This is a genomic window from Vitreoscilla sp. C1 (genome assembly GCF_002951955.2).
Lineage (GTDB): Bacteria > Pseudomonadota > Gammaproteobacteria > Burkholderiales > Neisseriaceae > Vitreoscilla > Vitreoscilla stercoraria.
In genome coordinates this window covers 843,372-868,623 of the sequence record NZ_CP019644.2, presented here as the reverse complement: position 1 = coordinate 868,623, position 25,252 = coordinate 843,372, and the positions used below count along the sequence as shown (strand labels likewise).

The following is a 25,252-nucleotide window of genomic DNA, read 5'->3' as shown; positions in this document are numbered from 1 at the left end:
AGGACGGTCAACATGTCTAAGTTTTTTATTGACCGCCCCATTTTTGCATGGGTGGTCTCCATTTTCATTGTATTAGCAGGTTTATTAGGCATACGCAGCCTACCTGTTGAACAATACCCTCAAGTCACGCCACCAACCATTCAATTGAGTGTGGCGTACGCTGGTGCTGATGCACAAACCTTGCAAGACTCGGTATTGTCGATTATCGAAAGACAAATGAATGGTCTAGAGGGCATGGACTATATGGAATCTTCTGCCACATCCAATGGCACAGGTTCTTTGACCATCACTTTTAAACCTGGCATCGATGAAGACATTGCCCAAGTCAACGTTCAAAACCGTTTGGCACAAGCAGAATCACGTCTACCCGAAGCGGTCAAACAAGTCGGTGTTACCGTCAGCAAATCAACATCTAACTTCTTGATGTTCTTAATGTTGTATGACGAAAGCGGCAAAACCCCCGTGAGCGACACGCTAGACTATATTGCACGTAACGTACAACCTGAATTGCAACGGATTGAAGGTGTCGGCAACGTACAAGTGTTTGGTTCAGAGCGGGCAATGCGTGTTTGGATTGATCCAGCCAAACTTCAAGGCTTAAATCTGTCGATTAACGAAGTCAATGCTGCGATTCGCTCTCAAAATGCCCAAGTAGCACCAGGCACTTTGGGCGATAAACCATCAGGTAACAACCAAACCATCAGTGCCACCATTACTGTTCCAGGTCAATTGAGCACAGTAGAAGCATTTGAAAACATTGTTTTACGCGCCAACAGCAATGGTTCTACTGTACGCTTGAAAGATGTCGCGAAAGTCGAGTTGGGTCAACAAGACTACAGTACTGAAGCACGATTGAATGGCAAACCTGCGGCAGGTATTGGTATTCAATTATCCCCTTCAGGCAATGCTGTGGCCACATCTGATGCCATCCGTGCCAAAATGGATGAACTGGCGCCATTCTTCCCAGAAGGTGTGCAATGGAAAGTGCCTTACGACAGCTCTTTATTCGTCGGTATCTCGATTGAAAAAGTGATACATACCTTGATTGAAGCCATGATTTTGGTATTCATCGTGATGTTCATTTTCTTACAAAATATCCGCTATACCTTGATTCCGACTCTTGTTGTGCCGATTGCCTTGCTGGGTGCTTTTGCCATCATGCAATATGCTGGCATGTCTATCAACGTTTTAAGCATGTTTGCAATGGTTTTAGTCATTGGTATTGTGGTCGATGATGCCATTGTTGTGGTCGAAAACGTCGAGCGCATCATGGCAGAAGAGCATTTATCACCATTAGATGCCACCAAAAAAGCCATGGGTCAAATCCAAGGCGCAGTGGTAGGTATTACCGTGGTTTTGGTATCGGTATTCATTCCGATGGCATTTTTCACAGGTATTACAGGTAATATTTACCGTCAATTTTCATTGGTGATGGCAGTTTCAATTGTTTTCTCAGCATTCTTAGCTTTGTCTTTGACACCTGCTTTGTGCGCTACTTTATTAAAACCAGTTGACCCAGACCACCATGTTAAAAAAGGCTTTTTTGGCAAATTTTTCAATTGGTTTAACCAAAAATTTGACATCAATGCCAAGCGTTATGAAGGTTTTGTCGGTAAGTTATTGCGCCGTTCAGGCCGCATGTTGGTGATTTATGCCGCTTTAATTGGCGTATCTTTGTTCGTATTAGCACGCATTCCGACTGGTTTCTTACCCACAGAAGACCAAGGGGTGGCTTTGAGTATCATCCAATTGCCACCAGGTGCTACGACTGATCGAACCATGGAAACAGTCAAGACTTACGAAAACTTCGTCATGAATTTACCCGAAGTTGCTGAAACCGTGACAGTAGCAGGCTTTAGCTTTGCAGGTCAAGGTCAGAATATGGGTATGAGTTTCTTGACTTTAACGGACTGGTCCGAGCGTTCAGCGCCAGGCCAAGATGCCAATTCGATTGCAGGCAAAATCACTGGCACTATGATGCAACAAGTCAAAGACGGTGTGGTGATTGCCTTAACCTTGCCTGCCATTCCAGCTTTAGGCACAGGTAACGGTTTTAGCTTCCGTTTACAAGACCGTGGTAGTCATGGTCATTTGGCATTGGTAGAAGCTCGCAACAAATTGTTGATGGCAGCACGTCAAAGCCCTGTTTTCAATCCTCAGTCGCTTCGTGCTGAAGGCTTAGAAGATGCCCCTCAATTGCGTATCGACATCGACCGTGATGCTGCCAATGCTCAAGGTGTGCCTTTTGCCAACATCAATGCTGCTCTTTCAACAGCAATCGGCTCAACGTATGCCAATGACTTCCCTAACCAAGGTCGTATGCAGCGTGTGGTCGTACAAGCCAAACCTGATTCGCGTATGCAGCCTGAAGACATTTTGGCCATCAGTGTCATCAACAACCAAGGTGTTGCCGTACCTTTGTCTACTTTTGCGACTGCCAACTGGATTTCAGGTGCAATGCAAGTGGTGCAATACAATGGTTATCCTGCGATGAAAATCACAGGTGAACCTGCAGTCGGTTACAGTACTGGTGAAGCCATGGCAGAAATGGAACGTTTGGCTTCAGACTTGGGTACTGGTTTCGGTTATGAATGGACAGGTGCTTCTAAAGAAGAAAAAGCCGCGGGCAATCAAGCCGTGTATTTGTATGCTTTCTCTATCTTGGCCATTTTCTTGTGTTTGGCGGCTTTATACGAAAGTTGGAGCATTCCTTTAGCCGTGATTTTGGTGGTACCTTTGGGCTTATTGGGTACGGTTTTAGGTGTTTGGGGTCGTGGTATGACATCAGCAAGCTCTATTTACTCATTCAACAATGACGTGTATTTTCAGGTCGCTTTGATTACCGTAATTGGCTTGTCGGCGAAAAATGCCATCTTGATTATTGAGTTTGCCAAAGACTTGCAAGCACAAGGCAAGAGTGCGGCACAAGCTGCATTGGCAGCCGCCCATTTGCGTTTCCGCCCTATCTTGATGACATCGTTTGCCTTTATCTTAGGTGTGGTACCTTTGTTCTTTGCTTCAGGTGCCAGCTCAGCGAGCCAACGTGCCATCGGTACAGGCGTATTCTGGGGCATGACCATTGGTACAGTTTTGTCAGTTTTATTTGTACCTGTGTTTTATTTGGTAGTGCGCAGTTTGTTCAAGCAATCTAGCCGCCAACAAGAACGCGACATGGCACATGCCAATGCAGCTGGTGTCGATCAAGAGATGTGTGACCATTATGTCAACAAAGTGGAAGCCTCTTTGAGTGAAGAAGATCGCAATGCCTTGAAACAAGAAATCAAAACCGAGTTGTGGGCAGAATACCGTAAAAACAAAGCAAAAGAAAACGAGGACAAACATGACTAATGGTCGCAAAACCATTGGTGCCAAATTGTCTGGTTTGACAATCACCATCGCTGCTGCGATGGTATTGTCAGCTTGTAGCATGGCACCAAAATACCAACAGCCTGAAGTTTTCTCAGAAGACGCACAGTTCCGTTACAACAATACCAACCATGCCCAAATTCGTGCTTATGATTTGGGTTGGCAAGCGTATTTTACCGATGCTCAGCTGAAGCAATTAATTGGCCTAGCGTTGGAAAACAACAAAGATTTACGTCTGGCAGCTTTGAATGTTGAATCGGTTGAAAAACAGTTTCGTATTCAAAACTCAGAGCGTTTCCCTGGCTTGAATGTCAATGGCAGCAAAAACCGTTCACGTTCTGCTGCCGACTTGCGCGGTCAAAACAGCGATGCCATTAGCCAAAGTTACAGTGTGGGCTTGGGTGTTGCGTCGTTTGAATTGGACTTATGGGGCAAAATCAAAAGCTTGAGCGATTCGGCTTTGAATCAATATTTCTCTAGTCGTGAAGCGCGTGATGCGGCACAAATCAGCTTGGTAGCCACCGTCGCCAAAGCCTATTATGCTGAACGCTTTGCCAATGAAGCCATGAAAGTATCGCAAGGCGTGATGGAAAGCCGCGAGAAAAGTTTGCGTTTGGCTTCGCTGCGTTATCAACATGGTGTGTCATCTAAAATTGATTTGCGCCAAGCAGAAACCTTGGTTGAGTCTGCCAAAGCCGATTACCAAGCACAACTGCGCGCACGAGAACAAGCACGCAATGCTTTGGTGACTTTGGTCGGCGGCAATTACCCTAGCCAGTTGGCAGCTGCCAGCAACTTGACGCAGCAGTTTGCTTACGACAGTTTGCCTGCTAGTTTGCCTTCGGAAATGTTGCTGTATCGTCCTGATATTCGCCAAGCAGAATACCAATTGAAGTCTGCCAATGCCGATATTGGCGCAGCGCGAGCGGCATTTTTCCCATCCATTAGTCTGACAGGCAGCATAGGTTCAGGCAGCACATCTTTGGACGGTTTGTTCACAGGACCGAACCGAACTTGGTCATTCATGCCACAAATCAGTTGGCCAATTTTCAACTGGGGTGCGACCAAAGCAGGTTTGGATTTGGTGAAAGTGCGCAAAGAAATCAGCATCGTCAATTATGAAAAAGCGGTGCAAAATGCGTTTCAAGATGTTTCGGATGTTTTGGCAGCCAATGCAACACTGAAAGCGCAATATGCGTCTCAAAGCAAAAGCACTGCCGCTGAAGTCGATCGCAACCGCTTAATGCAAATGCGTCACGACCGAGGCATTACCGATTCTTTGGCACTATTAGATTCACAACGCCAAAGCTATGCTGCACAAATGAACTTATTGGCAGTGCAACAACAATGGCTCAACAGCCATGTAGATTTGTATCGCACCTTAGGAGGCGGCCTGAAAGCGTATAGCGACGGTCAAGTGCCTACGATACAAAACAGCCAACCATAATGTTTTTGTCATGACAAATGCCACCCTTTAAAAGGTGGCATTTTTGCATCTGCGCCATCAAAATAGCGGATTTAAGCGTCCTGTAACACGATTTTAGCGCCTGCGACTGCCGCCAATTGTCCCAACTGCGCTTGGCTTAAAACGCCATAGCCCAATCGAGTGACATTCGCCAACACAGGCAAATGGGTATATTTGACCGCTTGCGCAATGGCTTCAATATCCAAACGGTAAGACTGTTTGGCTTGAATATTCAAAGTCCCAGCTTCCCCCAAAATCAATTGATGATTGCCATGCATCGCCACACGTTCTGCCGCCACCAACCATTGTTCCAAAGTATGGTGCTTGTCTTTGCACACCACCACTGGCACATTCAAACGGCCTATTTCTTGCTGCATCACACGGCTCTCTAGCCATTCGCCACCAACATAAATCATGTCAGCTTGCGCTGCCAACACATCATCCAATTGGCGCAAATCACGCACACGCACCATCACAGGCTTGTACTGCTGATGCCAAGATGCCACTTGCTCTACCAATTGTCGACTCAATTGCGTTTCAGAAATCGTGGTCTGTGCTTGATAAGGACTGTGAGGGATATAAAATGGGTCTAAATATGCCACAGCACTGTTTTCAGGACGCTTGATGTCCAAATTCAACAACTCTTGCCCCAAAAACACACCAAAACTCACATACACACTGTCATTGGGCTGTGCTTCACGGCTGATGATGCGCCAGTCATGGACAATGCGCACCGCACGCTCTACTTGTGGCAATTGCTCTAACACGCGCGCATCCAAAACACGCTCATCGCCCACCGCTCCAATGATCACACGCTCCGCACCCACAGAAATGTGTTCACGCAAACCAGCCTTATGCAAATATTGAACCACTTGCTCAATGGCTTCAGCAGCAGCTTGTGGCTGCATCACAATAATCATATTTTTTCTCTTAAAACGGGAACCTTTATCATATACCAACAATCAGTTTTTGGATTAAAGATATGCCAATGAACTGAAAAATCACCATGACAAATAAGATATAGTCTACAATCATAAATCCAAATCAAATCATTAAAAATCTATTGGGCTTAATATCCCATGAAAGATTGTTGAATTCAAACCAGTGACAGTCGTCCACCCAACCGTTACATCTCAGGCAACAACCTCTCTACAAAGGAGTTCTTATGAGTTTGAATCAAATCTGCCAAGATATTTATAACGAAGTTCAGGGCACTATTGCCATGGCTGTTGTAGATTTGTCTACAGGCTTGCCATTATCGGTATACCACCAAGTGCCACATTTTGACCAAAGTTATTTGGATGCCGTATCTTCTGCTGCGGTAGACATGTTTCGAGGTAAAACCGTCAAAACCGTTGAAGCCATGTTAAGCGATCAGCGCAAAAAGCCTGCCAACAATGCCATTAAAGAAATCCAAATGACAACGGATGGTACGTTCCATTTCATGGCTATTTTACCTGACAAACCCGATATTCTAGCCATTCTCATCACCACCCAACGCACCAGCTTGGGCATGGGTTGGACAGCATTGCGTCGTGCCATTCCCAATCTCACCGAATTGGCTCCCTAAACGACAGTTTGATTTTTGAACCATGGCGCCATTAAACCCACTCATGTAAAAAGCCCCAATCTTTTGATTGGGGCTTTTTATTATTTGGTGCCGGCACCAAGAGTCGAACTCGGGACCTTTTGATTACAAGTCAACTGCTCTACCAACTGAGCTATACCGGCGTCACTACTGGTTTATACCCTTAGTAGCATGGGTTTTTGGTGCCGGCACCAAGAGTCGAACTCGGGACCTTTTGATTACAAGTCAACTGCTCTACCAACTGAGCTATACCGGCGTCACTACTGATTTATACCCTGAGTAGTATGGGTTTTTGGTGCCGGCACCAAGAGTCGAACTCGGGACCTTTTGATTACAAGTCAACTGCTCTACCAACTGAGCTATACCGGCGTTACTACTGATTTATACCCTAAGTAGCATGGGTTCTTTTGGTGCCGGCACCAAGAGTCGAACTCGGGACCTTTTGATTACAAGTCAACTGCTCTACCAACTGAGCTATACCGGCAAAAGAGGGTTGAATTATGCAGAATTATTCACACTTTGACAAGCATTGAAACACTTTATTATCGCAACTTTTTTTCAATTTAGTGATTTTAAAAAGAATTTAATTCTCACTTATCTGCTTAAAATAAGGCAAAATGAAGCATCGCTTACAAGGAGTGTCACATGAGTGCATTGTGCAGTGTCGCGGTATTGAGTAAAAATGGACAAAGCCATATTGCCAATCAAATGCAATTGGCCGAACCGATGATGGTGGTGTTTGACAATTATGCCATCACAGAGTGGGAAACCGCCTTGGTCGACCCACGTTTACAAGCTTTGATTTTAGATGCCAACAGCTTGACTTTGGCACAATTACAAAGCTTACAGGACGCTTATTTGTCTGAAAATTGGCGCAGCGAGTTGTCCGTATTCTTATGGGACTACCAACAAAAGAAAAACGAACGCTTTCATTTGTGGCCCGTATTGACTTACGCCAAAAATGCCACCGATTTGCTGCTTGCCCAAGTATGCTCGCATTTACAAGCCAAAGCGGCCACACCATTTTTCTCTGCACTGAAATCTTATTTATCCAAACACGCCGACTCATGGCATACCCCCGGTCACTCCAATGGCGATTCTTTACGCCAATCGGCTTGGGGCAGCGATTTTTACCATTTTGTCGGACAATCGATGTGGCAAGCGGATTTGTCAGTTTCGGTTTTGGCATTGGATTCTTTATTGCATCCTGAAGGCGTAATACAAGAAGCGCAAGATTTGGCAGCACAAGCATTTGGTGCCCAACACACTTATTTTGCCACCAATGGCTCATCTACTGCCAACAAAGTGATTTTACAAAGCTTGCTCACACCGGGTAACGTGTTGCTACTCGATCGCAATTGTCACAAATCTGTGCACCATGGCGTGATTTTATCAGGTGCCAAACCGGTCTATTTAGACAGTGCCATCAACAATGCCTTGGGATTGTTTGCTCCAGTGCCATTGCAATCGATTTTACAAGCCATCCAAACACATCCCAATGCCAAAGCTTTGATTTTGACCAGCTCAACTTACGATGGCTTGTGTTACGACTTACAACCCATCATACAGGCCGCTCATGCACGCGGTATCAAAGTCATCATCGATGAAGCTTGGTATGGCTTTGCCCGTTTCCACCCTACTTTTAGACCAACGGCTTTGGAATGTGGTGCCGATTATGTGACCCAATCGACCCATAAAACCATGTCTGCTTTTTCGCAAGCGAGTATGGTACATGTCAATGACCCTGATTTTGACCCACATTTGCTGCGTGAAACCTTCAATATGCACGCCTCAACCAGCCCGCAATACAGCATTTTGGCCAGCCTCGACGTCGCTCGTCAGCAAATGGTGATGGAAGGCTACGGCCTATTATCGCGCGCTTTGCAATTGGTGCAAGTTTTGCACGAACGCATCAATCAAACAGGCGTTTTTCGGGTCTTGCAATTGGAAGATTTGTTGCCTGAATCTTTAACCCAAGACGGCATTCGTCTAGACCCCACCAAAATCACCATTGACACCCGCTTAAGTGGTTACAGTGGCGACCAAATACAAGACATTTTGTTTGAGCGTTTTCACATTCAAGTGGAAAAATCCACGTTTGCCACCATCAGTTTATTGGTCACTATCGGCACCACTGCTGAAAAAACCATGCGCCTGATTCATGCTTTGAATACATTGGCACAAGAAGCTCCTAAAAAGAAAAAACTCAAAAAGAAATGGCAAAAATGGGATTTACAAGTGCCGCATTTTTCACAATTGGCATGTTTGCCACGCGATGCGTTTTATTGTGATGGTGAGCGACTCCCCTTAATCAAAGACAAAAAAGCCCACCAACAATTGATAGGCAAAGTCTGTTGCGATCAAATCGTACCTTATCCACCGGGCATTCCCGTGTTGGTGCCAGGACAAATCATTACCGCTGAAATCGTCAAATACTTGGCCAATATTTTAAGCCAAGACAAACCGATTGAAACCCATGGTTTGATTGGTCATGGCAAACATGCGCACATTCGTGTGTTGACCGAAGCAGAACAGCTGGCACTACAAACCTAGTTTCATCTTGTCAATAAATTAAAAGCGTCCTGTAAATATTTACAGGACGCTTTATACTCTTCATTGCGGCTAAACAATCAATAAACCATGAGTCAATTGAATACAGCGCTTACAACATCATACCTCTTGTAAAGCAATCGCTTTGCTTTGCGGCAAACGGCTGCACCACAAAAAGCCCAACGTCAACGCCACCAAGCCATATAACAAACCATTGCTGCCCACAGCACCCATCAACGCATTGCTAAGCAATGGTCCTGCCAAACTGCCTATGCCCCACACGATACCAATAGCGGCATTGGCAGCAATTAAATCCTGTCCTTGAAAATGACCGCCCACACGAATCAAGCCCAAAGTATACAAACCGCCAGCACTCGCACCCATAATGACCAACATCACCCACAACAACCCACTGCCCATCACCCAAGGCAAACACAATAAGCTCACGACAAATACTGCGGCGCTGCCCACATGAACCCGTGCAGCACCCAATTTGTCTGCTAGCCATCCCAACGGCATTTGAAACACCGCATCGCCAATAAACAACACACTCACAGCCAAAACAGCGATTTGCTCACTCAAGCCATATTGCAAGCCATATAGCGGCAGCAAAGCCAACATCGCCGTATCAAAAAAGGCAAACGTAAAAATAGCTAAAATAATCGCAGGCACATACGCAATGACTTTCCATGGCGACAAACTGTGATGAGAATCGGTATCCAAATTCATATCACATTTGGACGGTAACAACAAAGCAAAACCCATTGCATTGAGCGCAAACGCAATCCAAATAGGCCAAACAGCATTTGAGCCAAACCATGCTAAGATGCTGGGTCCTGCCACTTGGCAAATGGTATACATCGTGGCATAAGCAGCGACCACACGGCCACGCCATCTTGGCGTGGAAATCACATTCACCCACGTCTCACCCAAAACCACCAACAAGCCACAACCAAAACCCATCACAAAGCGCCATGCCAATAACCATGTTAATGAATCGGTAAAACCCAAAGCCAAAATACTGATGGCACTCATGCCTGAGGCACAAAGCAATAAGATTTTGTTAGACACTTTTTTGGCCAAGCGGTGGCTGATTAAAGATGCCAACAACATGCCAATAGCTGGCATCGCCGCAGCAATACCAAGCCAATCAGAGGCCAAGCCTTTTTGATTCAATAACAAAGTCACAAGGGGAATGGTCAAGCCAGTGCTCAAACCAACAATGGACACGCTGGCAAACAATGCCACCATGTCCAAACTGAGCCAAGATTTTTTCAACACAATGAATAGCCGTCAAGTAAACAGTCTTCATTGTCTCACATTGAGTAGATTATTTCAAAATTAACAATAAAAAATAAACAGTTATTGCAAAGTCACATTGGCACTCAAAGTAAAGCGTGGAATCGGCACTTGAAACCGCTCACCGCTGGCAGTTTCAAATTCATAATGTCCAATCATTTCACCCCAAGGCGTGTGCAAACGGGCGCTGCTGGTGTAATCAAATTCGTCGTCTGGCGCCAAAGTCGGTGTTTCACCAACCACACCTTCTCCTTCTATTTCATCGATACGACCCATGGCATCGGTAATGCGCCAAAAACGGCGTTTTAGCGTCACCGTTTCATAGCCTCGATTTTCAATCACAATATGGTATGCAAACACGTATTCATCGTGCACCATGTCACTGTATTCTGGCAAAAAACGTGGTTCCACCACCACCATAATTTCGCTCACCATGTGTTTCATCCTAATATCCACCGTATGATTGCCAAAACCACCAAAGCAAAGCCAGCTGCAATCACATCATCTAACATGATGCCAAACCCACCATGCACTTTGGCATCAAAAAATCGAATGGGCCAAGGCTTGACTGCATCAAAAAAACGAAATAAGGCAAATGCCAAGACCCACCACCAAAAACCTGTGGGTGTCCATGCTAAAACCAACATCATGGCCACAATTTCATCCCAAACAATGCCACCATAATCTTGGGTACCGAGGGCTTTTTCGGTGTAATCACAAATGCCAATACCGACAAAAAACAACAACACCGATAAAATGGTTAAACCCCATGGTCCTAAGCCCAAGACCAATAACAACGCTGCAATAGGTAGAGCAGGCAAGGTACCAAATGTTCCCGGTGCCACAGGCGCCAAGCCTGAGCCAAAACCAAAACCTAAAAAACAAATGGGTTTTTCTAATAACCATGCCAAAGTGGGTTTGATTGGATTATTCAAAATGATCAAACCCCCATTGTTCTAATGTCACTGCTTCACCGTCTGAGTCTAACAACATCAAATCAGTCTGCTCAGTAATGACACCTACCAAAGAAACCGCTGTTTGTGTGGTTTGAGCGGCCTGTAAAATCGCTTGGCGTTGATGCTTCGGTGCAGTAAACACCAATTCATAATCATCTCCACCGGCACACACCCAATGTTGCCATTGTTCGTGGTGTTTTAATGCAGGCAAAGTTGGCAAAGCATCGACATTGATAACGGCTCCGACACCAGAAGCTTTCAAAATGTGCGCCAAATCTTGCGCAAAGCCATCAGAAACATCTTGTGCCGCATGCGCCAAAGACACTAGGTGTTGTCCCAAAGCCACGCGCGGACGCGGACGCAAACGAGCCGCTTCACATTCAGCAAACACATCCATATCCAATTGCACCTCTTGCCAATGATCAAACAAAGCCGCGCAAGCCAACCCTAAGCGTCCTGTAACCCAAATATCATCACCTACTTGCGCCGCATCACGACGCAAGCCCAAGCCTTGAGGCGTTTGTCCCATAATGGTGACATTGAATGCCCACGGCCCTTGCGTGGTATCACCGCCAATGATATTCACACCATATTCGTCTGCCAAAGCAAACAAACTGTCGCAAAAATCTTGCACCCAATCTTCTTGCAATTGCGGCACTGCAACGCTCAGCAAAGCCCATTTAGGCGTTGCGCCCATGGCAGCCATGTCAGACAAATTCACCGCCAAAACTTTGTACGCCAAATCCGCTGCACTGACATCGGTAAAAAAGTGGCGACCGCCAATTAACATGTCACTGCTGATATGAATATCATGGCTCGTATCAGGGCGAATAATGGCGGCATCATCACCAATTCCCAACACCAACTGCCCATCTTGACTTTGACGGTTCACCAAATACTGCTTAATAAAATCAAATTCTTTCATTTGCCACCTAAAATTCTTGCTAACAAACCTGCCACAAAAACAGGAAAGTGCTTGTTTTTAAAAGTAAAATATGCCATATAAATGTCAGCTTTGGTAAACATTGTACTGCATTCCCACGCTAAACCTGCAAAAAGGGCTATAATCTCGGCTCCTTTTTGTATGACAAAGCTTGGTAAAGAGACCACCATGAGCGCCATTGACTTAGAAAAAATTTATTCCGGTAAGGTTCGTGACTTATATGCTATCGACGATCAACGTATGTTGATGGTCGCTACAGACCGTTTATCGGCTTTTGATGTGATTTTAGATGACCCAATTCCAACCAAAGGTGAAATTTTGACCCAAATTTCTAATTTTTGGTTTGATTACTTAAAAGACATCATGCCTAACCAATTCATCGGACAAACTGTATACGACGTTTTGCCTGAAGAACAAGCTCGTGTATTGGATAAGCGTGCTGTGGTGGTCAAAAAATTGACCCCTATCAAAATCGAAGCAATTGTACGCGGTTATTTGACAGGCAGCGGCTGGAAAGATTACCAACAAACAGGCAAATTGTGCGGCATCGATTTGCCAGCAGGCTTGCAACAAGCGCAACAATTGCCAGAAGTGGTGTTCACCCCTTCTACCAAAGCGGCGGTAGGCGAACATGACGAAAACATTTCGTTTGACGAAGCTGCACAAATCATTGGTGCAGATTTGGCCAATGAAGTGAAAGAAAAAGCGATTGCCTTGTACAAAAAAGCCGCTGATTATGCAGCCACTCGCGGCATCATCATTTGCGATACCAAATTTGAGTTTGGTACTGATGAAAACGGTACGTTGGTCTTGATGGATGAGGTTTTGACGCCTGATTCTAGCCGTTTTTGGCCAGCAGATGAATATGCAGTTGGCACCAATCCTCCTTCTTTTGACAAACAATTTGTACGCGACTGGTTGGAAGCATCGGGTTGGAACAAACAAGCACCCGCACCACAAGTGCCTGCTGATGTGATTGCCAAAACGGTTGCCAAATACGAAGAAGCTTTGCACTTGTTAACCAAGTAAGCCTTTCGCAGCTCGCATGATTAAGAAGTTACACTCGGGTAAATTTTGGCTCCAATTGGTTTTTTGGTGTAGCCTTGCATGGGTTATTATTATGTCCATCGGTTATGCTATTTCCATTTGGGGCCTCAGCGATGAGCGTATTCGTACCTCTTTGCAAAAAGCCATGCCAACTGGACGTACTGTCCACATTGGCAGCATCAGCAACAAAGGTTGGTTGCCTTACCCGAGCGTGACTTTAAACAACATCAACATTACCTATCCTGATTCTCACAACACGCAACTACACATCAAGCAATTAGATATCCATTTGGCGTGGCGCAGTCTGCTCGGTCACCCTCATATCCAAAGCTTTCATGTATTGCAACCCCAACTGACTTTAACCAGACTGCCTAACAACAGCTGGGACATGGATGATTTTTATCAATCGCCTCAAAGTGCACAAATTTTCAATGATTTGAATATTGTAGATGGCATCTTAAAAGTACAAGAAACAGAACATCAATACCATTTACACAACATCAATGCTTCGGTGCAAGATTGGCAGAACACCAACAGCCAGCTGCATTTAGGGTTTAATTGGAACAGTAACTTGCTCGGAAAACAGCATGTGAATTTGCAAGGACAGTTGCAAAAAACCGCCACAGGTTTCAAAAGCAACAATGTGCGCATTCAATTAGACAACCAATTGCCCCACATTGGAGCAGTGACATGGCTGGCCACAGGTCAGTTTGAACACAAGTGGTTAGAGCACCGCAATGAGTTCCAAAACATCCAAATCAAAGGTCAAGATGCCAACAATACTTTCACGGCACAATTGAGCATACCACAAGCCTATTGGCAAAAAATTTGGTATGTCAATCAGACCAACGGCGTATTACAATGGCAACAAAGTCACAATACCTTGGCCACTGCGACCATCAAACTCAACCCCACGGAGTTGAGCAGCCGTCACTTTAAAAACGATGGCAGTAGCATCGACATTTTGCTCAAGCATGCAGAAGACACTTTTTCTATCAAAGCAGCGGGGCACATAAGTGCGCACAACAGCGGCGCATTTAGTCTAGACAATTGGCATATCAGCAGTCGCCAATCCGATGCCAATTTGACCAATAGTGGTTTGTTCCGCACAGAAGGCCTGCTCAATGTTTCAGGCAATATCCATGATCAATGGCAATTGCAATGGAAAGGTCAAATGGACAATGATGCAGTGCAAATTGATTTGCTTGGAGAGTCACCTGAAAAATGGCAATTAAATGTACTTGCCCAACAATTGGAATTAGATCGTTACCAAGATTGGTTCGATACCCGCTCTGATTTTAATTTAATAGACAATCCAAGCAAAAGCCTCCAAAAAATGGAGCAGCAAGTACAACAATGGGTACAAACTTGGGCAAACTTACCCGAGCAATGGCAGCTTAATGGCAACCTAGACATTGCCAATTTGCGCAGCAACCAAATGCAATTAAGCAATGTTACCGCCAAACTGGCTTTGAATCGAGATTTATTGTCCCTCACCCAAGTACAAGCTAATGCTTATGGTGGTCACTTAAATGCGTCTTTACTGATTCCACGTGATGTCAAAACACCTAATCAATTGCAAATGGATGTGCAACAAATGCAAATCCAACCATGGTTGCAACATTGGCGCGATTATTCTCGTTTAAGCGGCACAGGCAATTTAAGCGTCAATCTGCAAACCAGCGGGGCACATTGGGATGACATACAAAGCCAGCTCAATGGTGATTTACGCTTTGATATCAAAGATGGTATGTTTCAAGGCATCGCATTGGACAATTTTTTACAGGTCGATGGCAATCCAAACATGCAATTGACTTTAGACGATCAAGCGCACACCACATTTGACGTATTCAAATCTCAAAGCTTGATTGCCGACGGCGTGTTTTATACCAAAACGGTGGATTTAAATCTACCTATGGGTTTGCAGCTACAAGGTAGCGGCAAATACCATTTGCCTAATAATAAATTGGATTACCAGCTCAAACTAGGTCAAGATGTATTGGGCAGCAAATTACCAGTGCGCATCAGCGGACCAATTCAACAGCCTAATTTTGCTTTGGACTATCAAGGTTTGACTCAAGGCTTGACCAACTCCACAGACAAATCCAATGCAGTGCGCAATGCACTACGCAAGCAATGGCAATTGTGGCAAATGCCGGAATTCAAGCTCCCTGAAAAACCATGAGCCGTCCTGTCATCAAAACATGGCTCACGCCACCACCTGCGAACCCCGTTAAACATGTCATCATTATTGGCGCAGGCATTGCAGGTGCAAGTACGGCATATGCTTTGGCAAAACGTGGCATTGAGGTCACGGTATTAGATGCAGCCGAAGCCGCCAGCGGTGCTTCTGGCAACCATCAAGGCTTACTGTATGCCAAAATCACTGCAGCTGATACGGCTCAAAATCAATTGTTGCGTTTGGCTTTCCCCTTTGCCTTGTCACACTTACAGCATCATTTTCCTGATAAAGCTTTTTGGGATGATTGTGGTTTATTCCAATGGGCTTTCGATGACAAAGAATATCAGCACCAGCAAAAATTGCTGCAAAGCCATTACATCGCCATAGAGAATTGGCAAAACTGTACCGCTCAGCGCTCATCTATATGGCAAGAGCAACAAGGCTTGTGGTGGCCACAGGGCGCTTGGGTCAGCCCGCCTTTGTGGGTGCAAGCCTTATTACAACACCCCAATATTCATGTTCACACCCATCAAAAAGTCCATCATTTTGATTGGCAACACCCGCAATGGCAAGTGCATACAAACAACGACTGTTTTCAAGCCTCCCATTTAATCATTTGCTCTGGCAACCACAGCGATGTCTTTACCCAAACCCAATGTTTAAACTTACGCCGCATTCGTGGGCAAGTGGCTTATGCAGACAGCCACGCGGCTATTCACATTCCTCACGCCATCACAGGCCAACATTATTTGACCCCTGCTTTTCAAAATCGCCATACTTTTGGTGCCAGTTTTGTCTTCAATGACGAAGATATTCAGTTTCGTGTGGCAGAACACCAACACAATTTGAATGGTTTGCAACAATTGTCACCGCAGCTAGCCGATGTTTGTGCAACGCAACAAATACAAGGGCGCGCTTCAATTAGAGCAGACAGCATAGACCATTTACCCATTTTGGGTCCGCTAAGCGATGCCAGAGCCATGCAACACACTTATGCAAAACTTTCTCAAGATAAGCACTACTTGATTGAAGCAAAATGCCCATATTATCCCAATTTATGGATAAATACTGCTCACGGTACCCGTGGCATGGTGACTGCTCCTATCTGTGCGGAAAGCTTGGCTCGACGTTTGTGTCAAGAAACCGATATTTTACCTCAGCCTTTACAGGACGCTTTACACCCTAATCGCTTGCCCATCCGCCAACTGATTTACGGTCAATCCGCATTTTAAAGCTCTTTCAGCTTTACAAACGGCAAGGTATGATGAAATTTCATTGATTACGCCAGATTGATTGATTCATGCCAAGTACACATCTCCATGTACAAAACACTGTTGCTCAGCAAATAACCGATGCCGATACCATCAATAGACGCATCGAGCAGGTGTTTTTACGATCCTCTAGTGCGGCTTTGGCATACGATAATGACATTACTTGCTTATTAGACAGTCGTGAAAATTTTCCCGCATGGATAGAAGCTTTACAACAAGCCAAGCACAGCATTTGCATTGAAATGTACATTTTTGCTACCGATATTTTCGGTCAACAAGTACGAGATGTGTTGTTAGAACGCTTGCAAGCTGGTGTACAAGTGTTTTTGATTTACGACTGGGTAGGCAGCATCGGCGCACATTACAAAGGCTTTTTCAAATCATTGATTCAAGCTGGCGCACACATTCATGCTTACAATCCATTAAGCCTAGGTACTGGCATCACTTTATTAAGCCGCAACCACCGCAAATCCTTCATCATCGACCATCACACCGCTTTTGTCAGTGGTTTGTGTATTTCAAATCAATGGAATGGCAACCCTCAAACCAACATCAATGCATGGCGTGATACGGGTTTAAAATTACAAGGTGCGATTGTCCAAGATGTTTTGAACGCTTTTTTAGACACGTGGCAAGCCATGGGTTTACAGCAGCCATCAATCTTGCTGACGCCAGCGACTCATATTGACATCCCTACTTCTCACGCCAGCGCCCATAATCTGTTTTCGCATGCGAACGCCCGCTTGATTGCCACCACAGGTACCAATGCCAATATGATGCGTTTGGACTTATTGGCAGTAAGTATGGCAGAAAAAACGTTGTGGATTACCGATGCGTATTTCATGCCCACACGCATGTACAGTCAAGCCTTAATCAATGCCGCTCGTGATGGCGTGGATGTGCGTATTTTGGTGCCGAGCACTTCTGACATCAAATGGATTGGGACAGTATCACGCACACAATATCGAGCTTTACTCGAAGCAGGCGCACGCGTGTTTGAATGGAATGGCTCTATGGTTCATGCCAAAATGGCGATTGTAGACGACATGTGGGCACGCGTTGGTTCCACCAATTTGAATTTTTCCAGTTGGTTTTCCAACCGTGAATTGGATGTCGCCATTGAAAATGCTGCGACCATTGAATATTTAAAACATTGTTTTATTCAAGATTTAGAAAACAGTACAGAAGTCGTATTAAACGAACAATGCCAAGCGCGCTTGGCCAAAGAAAGGCAAAAAACCAAATATAACTATAACCATTTGAAAGATCCATTTAACCACTCACACCGCCAAAAAGCATTGCATCAAATGGCGCAATTCGGTAGCTCGTTGGACTCTGTCATCCGTGGTTCGCGCGAAGTGGATGACAATGAAGCTTGGGCTTATTTAAGCATTGGTCTAACTTTACTGCTGCTGTGTGTGTTGCTTTATTTTGTACCTCAGATTTTGATTTACCCCGTAATCTTTTTACTGCTCATTGGTGGTGGTTCCATCACCATTCATGCAGTCAATGGATTGCGTCACTTGCGCCGTCAATCGAAGGCGCAAAATCACAAGCAGTCTGATTAGCAATTCATATTTAACAATAAGAGGAGTGACACAAATGACAGACAAAATCGCATTGGTAACAGGTGGTATGGGTGGTATCGGACAAGCAATTTGTACGCAATTGGGCAAGGCTGGCTATACTGTGGTCAGCACTTTCATGCGTACAGGACGCGATGAGGCGTGGTTAGAGCAAATGCAAGAGCAAGGCATCAAAGCCAAAGCATATCAATGCGACGTGTGTGATTTTGAACAAGCGCAACAATTGGTTGCCAATATCAAACAAGATTTGGGTGCCTCGGTGAGCGTTTTGGTAAACAATGCGGGCATTACCAAAGACGGCACTTTGCGCAAAATGACTTACGAACAATGGCAAGACGTGATCAATACCAATTTGAATTCGGTATTTAATTTATCCAAAGCCGTTGTCGATGATATGACCAATGCTGGATTTGGTCGCATTATCAACATTTCGTCTATCAATGGTCAAAAAGGTCAGTTTGGTCAAACCAATTATTCTGCTGCCAAAGCAGGCATGCACGGTTTTAGCATGGCTTTGGCGCAAGAAGTGGCGAAAAAAGGCGTGACGGTGAACACCATTTCACCAGGCTATATTGCCACGGAGATGGTGATGGCAGTCGATGAAAACATCCGCAACCAAATCATCGCGCAAATTCCGGTAGGTCGCTTGGGCAAACCTGAGGAAATTGCCAGTTTGGTAGACTATTTGGCCAGCGAAGCAGCAGGCTTCATTACCGGCAGCAATATTGCCATCAATGGCGGCCAACACATGAAATAAGCGTCCTGTAAGTTAAAAAAGCGGCTTTACAGGCCGCTTTTTGCATTTGGCTGCCATCGTTAGCAAGACAACCGTTATAATAGCGGCTATTTATGAATATTTGATTGCTGTGACATGTCTGATTCTCGCGCTGTGGCCATACTCGGTCCAACTGCTTCTGGTAAAACCCGTTTGGCTTTGGAATTGGCAAACCATTTGCCCATCGAAATCATCAGCCTCGATTCTGCTTTGGTGTACCAAGACATGAATATCGGCACCGCCAAACCCAGCCAAGCCGAAATGGCGAGCGTGCCGCATCATTTAATTGACATCATCAGCCCTTTGACTGTGTATTGCGCCGCCGATTTTGTACAAGACACCGTGCGTTTGGTTGCAGAAATTCATGCTCGCAACCGTTTGCCTGTCATTGTGGGCGGCACGATGATGTATTACCAAGCTTTGAGCCAAGGCTTTAACCAATTGCCTAGCGCCAATACCGACATTCGCGCCCAATTGGCACAAGACAAAGCAGAACATGGCTTGGCATCTTTATACCAACGTTTACAGGACGCTGACCCAATAACCGCTGCACGTTTAAGCCCTAACGACAGCCAACGCATAGAACGGGCTTTGGAAGTGTATTTAATCAGCGGCAAACCGATGAGCCAATGGTTGTCGCAAGACAATGACACCCATGCTTTGAACTTACACACCATCACTTTGATTCCCGAAGAGCGCGCCCGTTTACACCAAAGCATTGCCCAACGCTTTGATACCATGTTACAGGACGGCTTTGTGCAAGAAGTCCAAGCGTTACAACAAAAATACCCTGATTTGCACTCTGATTTACCGTCTATGCGCTGCGTCGGTTATCGCCAAGTGTGGGATTATTTGCAAGGTGCTGTCAATGCCGAACAAATGCGCGAACTGGGTATTATTGCCACGCGCCAACTGGCCAAACGCCAATTAACTTGGTTGCGCAAGATTCCAGCTGACCAAAGCTTGGATCCTTATCAATGCCAAGATTTGACCCAAACAGTTTTACCTGAAGTCGTCCACCACTTCACCAACACCCATAAATTGCCATCAATGGGCTAAAAACAATCGAAATAAGATTTTAATCTGTAAAAAAAACAGAATTTTCTGGTTGATGCTTGCATCAAAGCCAAATCATATTTGCCCTAGATATTGTGCAACAATCAGCAGGCAAAATGCACAAAGTCACACAATTTGGGTACAATTTCACCTACTGCTTACAAGGGAAACCACCATGCGTTGGAAGGGACAAAGACAAAGCAATAACATCGAAGACCGCCGTGGCAATAGCTCTGGCGGTGGTGGTGGTGGCCGCGGCGGTTTAAGCATTACCGGCATCGTCATCATTTTAATTGGCTATTTTTTATTCGATGTCGACTTGAGCGATGAAGTAGGTGTATTAGACAAACAAGAAACCACCACCATCAGCCAAAATGCACCCGTACAAGAATCTCAACAAGAAGCGGATTTGCGTGGTTTAACTGGCATGGTTTTAGCGTCTACCGAAGATTCATGGGGCGCGTATTTCAAACACCACGATGCTTATTACCGTGAGCCAAAATTGGTCTTATACCGCAATGCCACTTCCACCGCTTGCGGCAAAGGCACGTCGGCCACAGGTCCCTTTTATTGCCCAGCTGATGAAAAAATTTACATCGACTTGTCATTTTACGATGATATGAAAGACTTAGGCGCCCAAGGTGATTTTGCCTTTGCGTATGTGGTGGCACATGAAGTGGGGCACCATGTGCAACACTTATTGGGTATCAATGAAAAAGTGGCTCGTCAACAAGAACGTTTGAGCGAGAAAAAAGCCAATCAATTGTCGGTCAAACAAGAATTACAGGCCGATTGTTTTGCGGGGGTTTGGGGTCATTATGTGGACCAAAAAGGCTTGCTTGAAATGGGTGATGTACAAGAAGCAATGGACACGGCAGCCGCCATTGGAGACGACCGTTTGCAACAACAAGGTCAAGGTCATGTCGTACCCGATAGCTTCACCCACGGCACATCAGCACAACGCATGCAATGGTTCAATCGCGGCTTCAAAAGCGGTGACCCTGACCAATGCAATACTTTTGGCTAAAGCGGCCTGAAAGACATTTTATGAATCTCAAACAATATGGTTTGCCTTTGGCTTTAAGTTTGTCTTTAAGCGCTTGCCAAATCAATCCTGCCGATATTGGCTTGGGTTTTGGTCTAAGCGGTGGCAGTGGTGGCGGTGTCCACTTTGGCACGGGCATCAATATCCCCATTCGCGCCATCATCGGTAGCGGCAATAACCCTGAAAAATCAGGCATCCACATCCAAGAAGAACAAGTCATCAGCTATTTTGCTGCCGACATCGACCACCACCGTGCCAGTACCCAACCTGTTCGCGGCGGTTTTTACCGCAAACTTTTAGGCAAACAAGGCGCACAATCTTTGGTGCAAGATTTTTATTACGACTCAGGTCGCAAATACAATGAACCGATGTTGCTCAATCAAAACGAAGTTTACCAATTTGACTCCCTGCCCCCTAGCGGCACTTTGTACACTTACCATGAAAATGGTCAATTGGCCTCCAAACGCGAGCTACTGAACCAACGTTTGATCAGCGCACAATATTGGAATGTCAACGGCCACGCTATACGCTGATTTTGTATTTTTTAATACCTTCCTTAGAAAAGAAAAGACACACCATGCCAGGCAATACTTTCGGTCAAATCTTCACCATCACCACTTTCGGCGAAAGCCACGGCAAAGCCTTAGGCTGCATCATTGACGGCTGCCCACCACTATTAGAACTGTCAGAAGCCGACATCCAACCTGATTTGGACAAACGCAAACCTGGCACCAGCCGCCATGTGACTCAACGCCGCGAAGCCGATGAAGTGGAAATTTTATCAGGTGTGTTTGAAGGCAAAACCACTGGCACACCGATTGCCTTGCTCATTCGCAATACCGACCAACGCAGCAAAGACTATGGCAACATCGCCGAATCGTTCCGCCCAGGTCATGCCGATTATACTTATTGGCATAAATATGGTATTCGCGATTATCGTGGTGGTGGTCGCAGCTCAGCGCGCGAAACGGCAGCTCGTGTGGCAGCTGGTGCGATTGCCAAAAAATGGTTGCGCGAACAGTTTGGCACTGAAATCGTCGCTTATGTGACGCAAGTGGGCGAAAAAGAAATTGCCTTTGAAAGCGAAACCCACATTCACGACAATCCATTTTTTGCTGCCAATGAAAGCCAAATTACCGAATTAGAAAGCTATATGGACAGCATCCGCAAATCTTTGGATTCGGTTGGTGCCAAATTGACCATCCACGCACGCAATATTCCTGTGGGTTTGGGTGAGCCTGTATTTGACCGTTTGGATGCCGACATCGCCCATGCCATGATGGGCATCAATGCGGTGAAAGGTGTGGAAATTGGCGATGGTTTTGGCGTGGTTGCACAACGCGGCAGCGTGCATGGTGACGAGTTGACCCCAACAGGTTTCAAAACCAACCATTCAGGCGGCATTTTGGGTGGCATTTCAACAGGTCAAGACATTCGTGTCAACATCGCGATCAAACCGACCAGCTCAATTGCCACTGAGCGTGAATCCATCAATATGCATGGCGAATCAGTACAATTGGCCACTCATGGCCGCCACGACCCTTGCGTAGGCTTGCGTGCCGCACCAATTGCCGAAGCGATGCTCGCTTTGGTGTTGATGGATCATGCTTTGCGCCATCGTGCGCAAAACGCCGATGTCAGCGTGAGCACACCAGATATTGAAAATTTGTAAGATATGGCTGGATTCCCATCCCTATAAACAAGCGTCCTGTAAATATTTACAGGACGCTTTTTAATGCAAACACAGCTTAAGCATGCATTTTGTGAATCACACCACGCACACACGCTGCCGCTTTTTGCCAATCTCGCTCTAACATCACCCCATGACCAAAACCATCGAGCCAATGTATTGAAACACTATAACTCATGGCTGTCATTTGTGTGATGGCTGGCGGCACCAAAGTATCATTGCTGGCAGCAACCAATGCCATCGGACAATTTTTTAACCAAGGCGTATACATTGCCCCTTGCATCAAATCGCTCCACAAACGTGGTGCTTCCACCACGGTTTGCTTGGCATAATCTTGCAATCGCTCAGCCTCAATCGGTTGCGCAAACATGCCAAACTGTAACTGTTCAGCATTGATAGCTTGCTGTGTCAACATCAATTGACCCAACTCTAACATTTGCAGCGGGCGCAAACACCAATTGCCCACAGCCAAAGGCAACAAGCCTTGCGGCGGCATAGCACACATCAAAACCGCGCCAGCCAATTGGCGGGTCAACATCAAACGTTGCAATACCAAACCACCCATAGAATGTCCGACAACCAGCGGCATCTGTCCTGTCACGCGTTTGATTTCATCGACTGCCGCTTGCGCATCCAGCACAAAATCATTCAGGCCAAACTCACCATCGCGGCTACTATGCCCATGTCCTCGAAAACTGATGGCCCAAGCATCGTAACCATGTTCAGCAAAATCTTTCAAAAAATGCTGCCAACACCAAGCGCCTACAAAAATCCCGTGTAAAAATAAAATCGGCGGTGCAGCGCGCACAACATTGGGTACATGCCGCTTGCATTCCACATATCCATCTTTTACTGTCAATGGCCAATTTTGCTCTGATAGTGATTCAGAATGAGGATTTACAACATTAGAATATTCAATTTCCATATTCAATATGCTCCCCTATGTTGATTATTTATCCAAACCCTCTTGCACCATGTGTGCCGCTTTCACAACCGCCATCGCTTTATTGGTGGTTTCTTGCCATTCTAATTCAGGCACCGAATCGGCCACCACACCTGCACCCGCTTGCACATACAACGTATCATTGCGAATCACCGCAGTGCGAATGGCAATCGCCCAATCCATATCACCACTGAATCCCAAATAACCAACCGCACCACCATAAATGCCGCGTTTGGATGGCTCGAGTTCTTCGATGATTTGCATCGCGCGAATTTTTGGCGCACCCGACAAAGTACCCGCTGGGAAAGTGGCTTTCAATACATCCATATTGGACGTATTCGGTTTCAGGACGCCTTCTACATTGGAAACCATGTGCATCACATGCGAATATTTTTCAATCACCATCGTATCCGACACCGTCACTTGACCGACTTGGGCAATGCGTCCGACATCATTGCGCCCCAAATCAATCAACATCACGTGTTCAGCCACTTCTTTGGCGTCTTGCTGCAAATCCTGCGCCAAAGCCGCATCTTCTGCCTTGTTCGCGCCACGTTTGCGTGTGCCTGCAATCGGACGCACCGTCACCACCTCACCTTCGCGACGCACCAAAATTTCAGGCGATGAGCCGACAATAAAGCAATCGTCCATATGGTAATAAAACAAATATGGCGATGGGTTCAAAGTGCGCAACGCTCGGTACAAATTAATCGGTTTTTCGGTAAACGGCATGCTCATGCGGCGCGATGGCACCACTTGCATGCAATCGCCATCCAAAATGTATTCACGCACTTTTTCAACCATGCCCTCAAATTCAGCTTGGCTCAATTCGCTCACAGGCTCGGTTTTAGGTGCACCCAAAGACAAAGGCAATACCGCACTTTGGCGCAATTGAATGCGCAAATCTTCCAAGCGTGCACGCGCTTGTTGGTAGCCTTCGCTGTTTTCAGCATTGGCATACACAATCAAATGGATTTTGCCTGCCAAATTGTCAATGACTGCCAATTCTTGCGACAACATCAACACAATGTCAGGCGCGCCAATCGGGTCATTGTCAGCATAATGACCCAAACGACTTTCAACATAACGGTTAATTTCATAACCCATATAACCTGCCAAGCCGCCTGTAAAACGTGGTAAGTTGGGAATTTCAGGGGTTTTGAAACGCGTCATGTACGCATCAATGAAATCCAAAGGATTGCCATCGTGCGTTTCCACCAATTGATGCTGTTCAAACACTTGCGTTTGCCAAGCATTGACTTTCAAGTAGGTATGACAAGGCAAGCCGATGAAAGAATAACGCCCAAAACGCTCGCCCCCTTCCACAGACTCCAGCAAATAGCTGTAAGGCTGGTTTGCCAATTTCAAATACAAAGACAACGGTGTGTCCAAATCGGCCAATAATTCTTGTACCAATGGAATACGGTTGTAACCTTGTGCTACCAAATCTTGATATTGTGGCAATGTCAGCATAAATACACTTTCAGGAC

At 45.7% G+C, this 25,252-nt stretch carries 21 protein-coding genes and 4 tRNA genes; 13 read left to right on the top strand and 12 right to left on the bottom strand.

Translation table 11 applies throughout. The features are described 5' to 3' along the window. The first annotated feature begins 12 nt into the window (after positions 1-12). Both ADP71_RS04200 and ADP71_RS04195 read left to right on the top strand, forming a co-directional pair. The gene (locus ADP71_RS04200; RefSeq protein ID WP_171460917.1) at positions 13-3,348 is read left to right on the top strand and encodes an efflux RND transporter permease subunit; all 3,336 of its coding nucleotides are present in this window, start codon (positions 13-15) and stop codon (positions 3,346-3,348) included. Further along, positions 3,341-4,813 carry an efflux transporter outer membrane subunit gene (locus ADP71_RS04195; RefSeq protein ID WP_104931571.1) on the top strand — a complete coding sequence of 491 codons (1,473 nt, stop codon included), beginning with the start codon at positions 3,341-3,343 and terminating at the stop codon, positions 4,811-4,813. The genes ADP71_RS04200 and ADP71_RS04195 overlap by 8 nt, the downstream gene beginning before the upstream one ends. 71 nt (positions 4,814-4,884) lie before the next feature. On the opposite strand, the gene ADP71_RS04190 is transcribed toward ADP71_RS04195, so the two are convergent. Continuing rightward, positions 4,885-5,751 (bottom strand): chorismate mutase, encoded by an 867-nt coding sequence (locus ADP71_RS04190; RefSeq protein WP_104931570.1) that lies wholly within the window; start codon positions 5,749-5,751, stop codon positions 4,885-4,887. A gap of 245 nt (positions 5,752-5,996) precedes the next feature. Between ADP71_RS04190 and ADP71_RS04185 the strand changes: the two genes are divergently transcribed. Next, on the top strand, positions 5,997-6,401 hold the full coding sequence (locus ADP71_RS04185) for a hypothetical protein (protein WP_019958457.1): 405 nt from the start codon (positions 5,997-5,999) through the stop codon (positions 6,399-6,401). An 85-nt stretch (positions 6,402-6,486) separates the two neighbouring features. On the opposite strand, the gene ADP71_RS04180 is transcribed toward ADP71_RS04185, so the two are convergent. The 4 genes from ADP71_RS04180 to ADP71_RS04165 form a co-directional block, all read right to left on the bottom strand. Further along, positions 6,487-6,562: transfer RNA gene (locus ADP71_RS04180), tRNA-Thr, on the bottom strand. 37 nt (positions 6,563-6,599) lie between these two features. After that, positions 6,600-6,675: transfer RNA gene (locus tag ADP71_RS04175), tRNA-Thr, on the bottom strand. A 37-nt stretch (positions 6,676-6,712) separates the two neighbouring features. After that, positions 6,713-6,788 (bottom strand) — tRNA-Thr (locus ADP71_RS04170). 39 nt (positions 6,789-6,827) lie between these two features. Next, positions 6,828-6,903: transfer RNA gene (locus tag ADP71_RS04165), tRNA-Thr, on the bottom strand. Between the two features lie 161 nt (positions 6,904-7,064). Here ADP71_RS04165 and ADP71_RS04160 point away from each other — a divergent pair. After that, positions 7,065-8,972, top strand: coding sequence for an aminotransferase class I/II-fold pyridoxal phosphate-dependent enzyme (locus ADP71_RS04160; RefSeq protein WP_104931569.1), 1,908 nt, complete (start codon positions 7,065-7,067; stop codon positions 8,970-8,972). Positions 8,973-9,089: 117 nt separating this feature from the next. Here the strand turns inward: ADP71_RS04160 and ADP71_RS04155 are convergent, their stop codons facing one another. From ADP71_RS04155 to ADP71_RS04135, 5 genes are all read right to left on the bottom strand, one after another. Beyond that, positions 9,090-10,250: an MFS transporter gene (locus tag ADP71_RS04155; RefSeq protein ID WP_171460916.1), complete on the bottom strand. Its 1,161-nt coding sequence runs from the start codon at positions 10,248-10,250 to the stop codon at positions 9,090-9,092. Between the two features lie 81 nt (positions 10,251-10,331). Beyond that, positions 10,332-10,703 (bottom strand): Co2+/Mg2+ efflux protein ApaG, encoded by a 372-nt coding sequence (gene apaG / locus ADP71_RS04150; protein WP_026353565.1) that lies wholly within the window; start codon positions 10,701-10,703, stop codon positions 10,332-10,334. Positions 10,704-10,708: 5 nt separating this feature from the next. Beyond that, positions 10,709-11,212, bottom strand: a complete 504-nt coding sequence (locus ADP71_RS04145) for a phosphatidylglycerophosphatase A family protein (protein WP_019958453.1) — start codon at positions 11,210-11,212, stop codon at positions 10,709-10,711. After that, positions 11,196-12,149: a thiamine-phosphate kinase gene (thiL, locus tag ADP71_RS04140; RefSeq protein ID WP_019958452.1), complete on the bottom strand. Its 954-nt coding sequence runs from the start codon at positions 12,147-12,149 to the stop codon at positions 11,196-11,198. Before thiL ends, ADP71_RS04145 begins: the two co-directional genes overlap by 17 nt. Next, positions 12,146-12,337, bottom strand: a complete 192-nt coding sequence (locus ADP71_RS04135; protein WP_104931567.1) for a hypothetical protein — start codon at positions 12,335-12,337, stop codon at positions 12,146-12,148. Before ADP71_RS04135 ends, thiL begins: the two co-directional genes overlap by 4 nt. Between ADP71_RS04135 and ADP71_RS04130 the strand changes: the two genes are divergently transcribed. From ADP71_RS04130 to aroC, 9 genes are all read left to right on the top strand, one after another. Beyond that, positions 12,336-13,196, top strand: coding sequence for a phosphoribosylaminoimidazolesuccinocarboxamide synthase (locus tag ADP71_RS04130; RefSeq protein WP_019958450.1), 861 nt, complete (start codon positions 12,336-12,338; stop codon positions 13,194-13,196). The genes ADP71_RS04135 and ADP71_RS04130 overlap by 2 nt on opposite strands. A gap of 91 nt (positions 13,197-13,287) precedes the next feature. Beyond that, positions 13,288-15,399 (top strand): AsmA family protein, encoded by a 2,112-nt coding sequence (locus tag ADP71_RS04125; protein WP_019958449.1) that lies wholly within the window; start codon positions 13,288-13,290, stop codon positions 15,397-15,399. Continuing rightward, positions 15,396-16,628, top strand: a complete 1,233-nt coding sequence (gene mnmC / locus ADP71_RS04120; RefSeq protein WP_104931563.1) for an FAD-dependent 5-carboxymethylaminomethyl-2-thiouridine(34) oxidoreductase MnmC — start codon at positions 15,396-15,398, stop codon at positions 16,626-16,628. Before ADP71_RS04125 ends, mnmC begins: the two co-directional genes overlap by 4 nt. 68 nt (positions 16,629-16,696) lie before the next feature. Further along, positions 16,697-18,235 carry a phospholipase D-like domain-containing protein gene (locus ADP71_RS04115; RefSeq protein ID WP_019958447.1) on the top strand — a complete coding sequence of 513 codons (1,539 nt, stop codon included), beginning with the start codon at positions 16,697-16,699 and terminating at the stop codon, positions 18,233-18,235. A 34-nt stretch (positions 18,236-18,269) separates the two neighbouring features. Then, positions 18,270-19,010, top strand: a complete 741-nt coding sequence (phbB, locus tag ADP71_RS04110; RefSeq protein ID WP_104931560.1) for an acetoacetyl-CoA reductase — start codon at positions 18,270-18,272, stop codon at positions 19,008-19,010. A 114-nt stretch (positions 19,011-19,124) separates the two neighbouring features. Then, positions 19,125-20,087 (top strand): tRNA (adenosine(37)-N6)-dimethylallyltransferase MiaA, encoded by a 963-nt coding sequence (gene miaA / locus ADP71_RS04105; RefSeq protein ID WP_019958445.1) that lies wholly within the window; start codon positions 19,125-19,127, stop codon positions 20,085-20,087. Between the two features lie 172 nt (positions 20,088-20,259). Further along, positions 20,260-21,111: a KPN_02809 family neutral zinc metallopeptidase gene (ypfJ, locus tag ADP71_RS04100; protein ID WP_019958444.1), complete on the top strand. Its 852-nt coding sequence runs from the start codon at positions 20,260-20,262 to the stop codon at positions 21,109-21,111. A gap of 20 nt (positions 21,112-21,131) precedes the next feature. Beyond that, positions 21,132-21,662 (top strand): hypothetical protein, encoded by a 531-nt coding sequence (locus tag ADP71_RS04095; protein ID WP_019958443.1) that lies wholly within the window; start codon positions 21,132-21,134, stop codon positions 21,660-21,662. 44 nt (positions 21,663-21,706) lie between these two features. After that, positions 21,707-22,801 carry a chorismate synthase gene (gene aroC, locus ADP71_RS04090; RefSeq protein WP_104931558.1) on the top strand — a complete coding sequence of 365 codons (1,095 nt, stop codon included), beginning with the start codon at positions 21,707-21,709 and terminating at the stop codon, positions 22,799-22,801. Between the two features lie 76 nt (positions 22,802-22,877). On the opposite strand, the gene ADP71_RS04085 is transcribed toward aroC, so the two are convergent. Together ADP71_RS04085 and trpE are read right to left on the bottom strand one after the other, a co-directional pair. Continuing rightward, positions 22,878-23,744 (bottom strand): alpha/beta hydrolase, encoded by an 867-nt coding sequence (locus ADP71_RS04085; protein WP_171460915.1) that lies wholly within the window; start codon positions 23,742-23,744, stop codon positions 22,878-22,880. Between the two features lie 24 nt (positions 23,745-23,768). Further along, the gene (gene trpE / locus ADP71_RS04080; RefSeq protein ID WP_104931555.1) at positions 23,769-25,235 is read right to left on the bottom strand and encodes an anthranilate synthase component I; all 1,467 of its coding nucleotides are present in this window, start codon (positions 25,233-25,235) and stop codon (positions 23,769-23,771) included. Positions 25,236-25,252 lie beyond the last annotated feature (17 nt).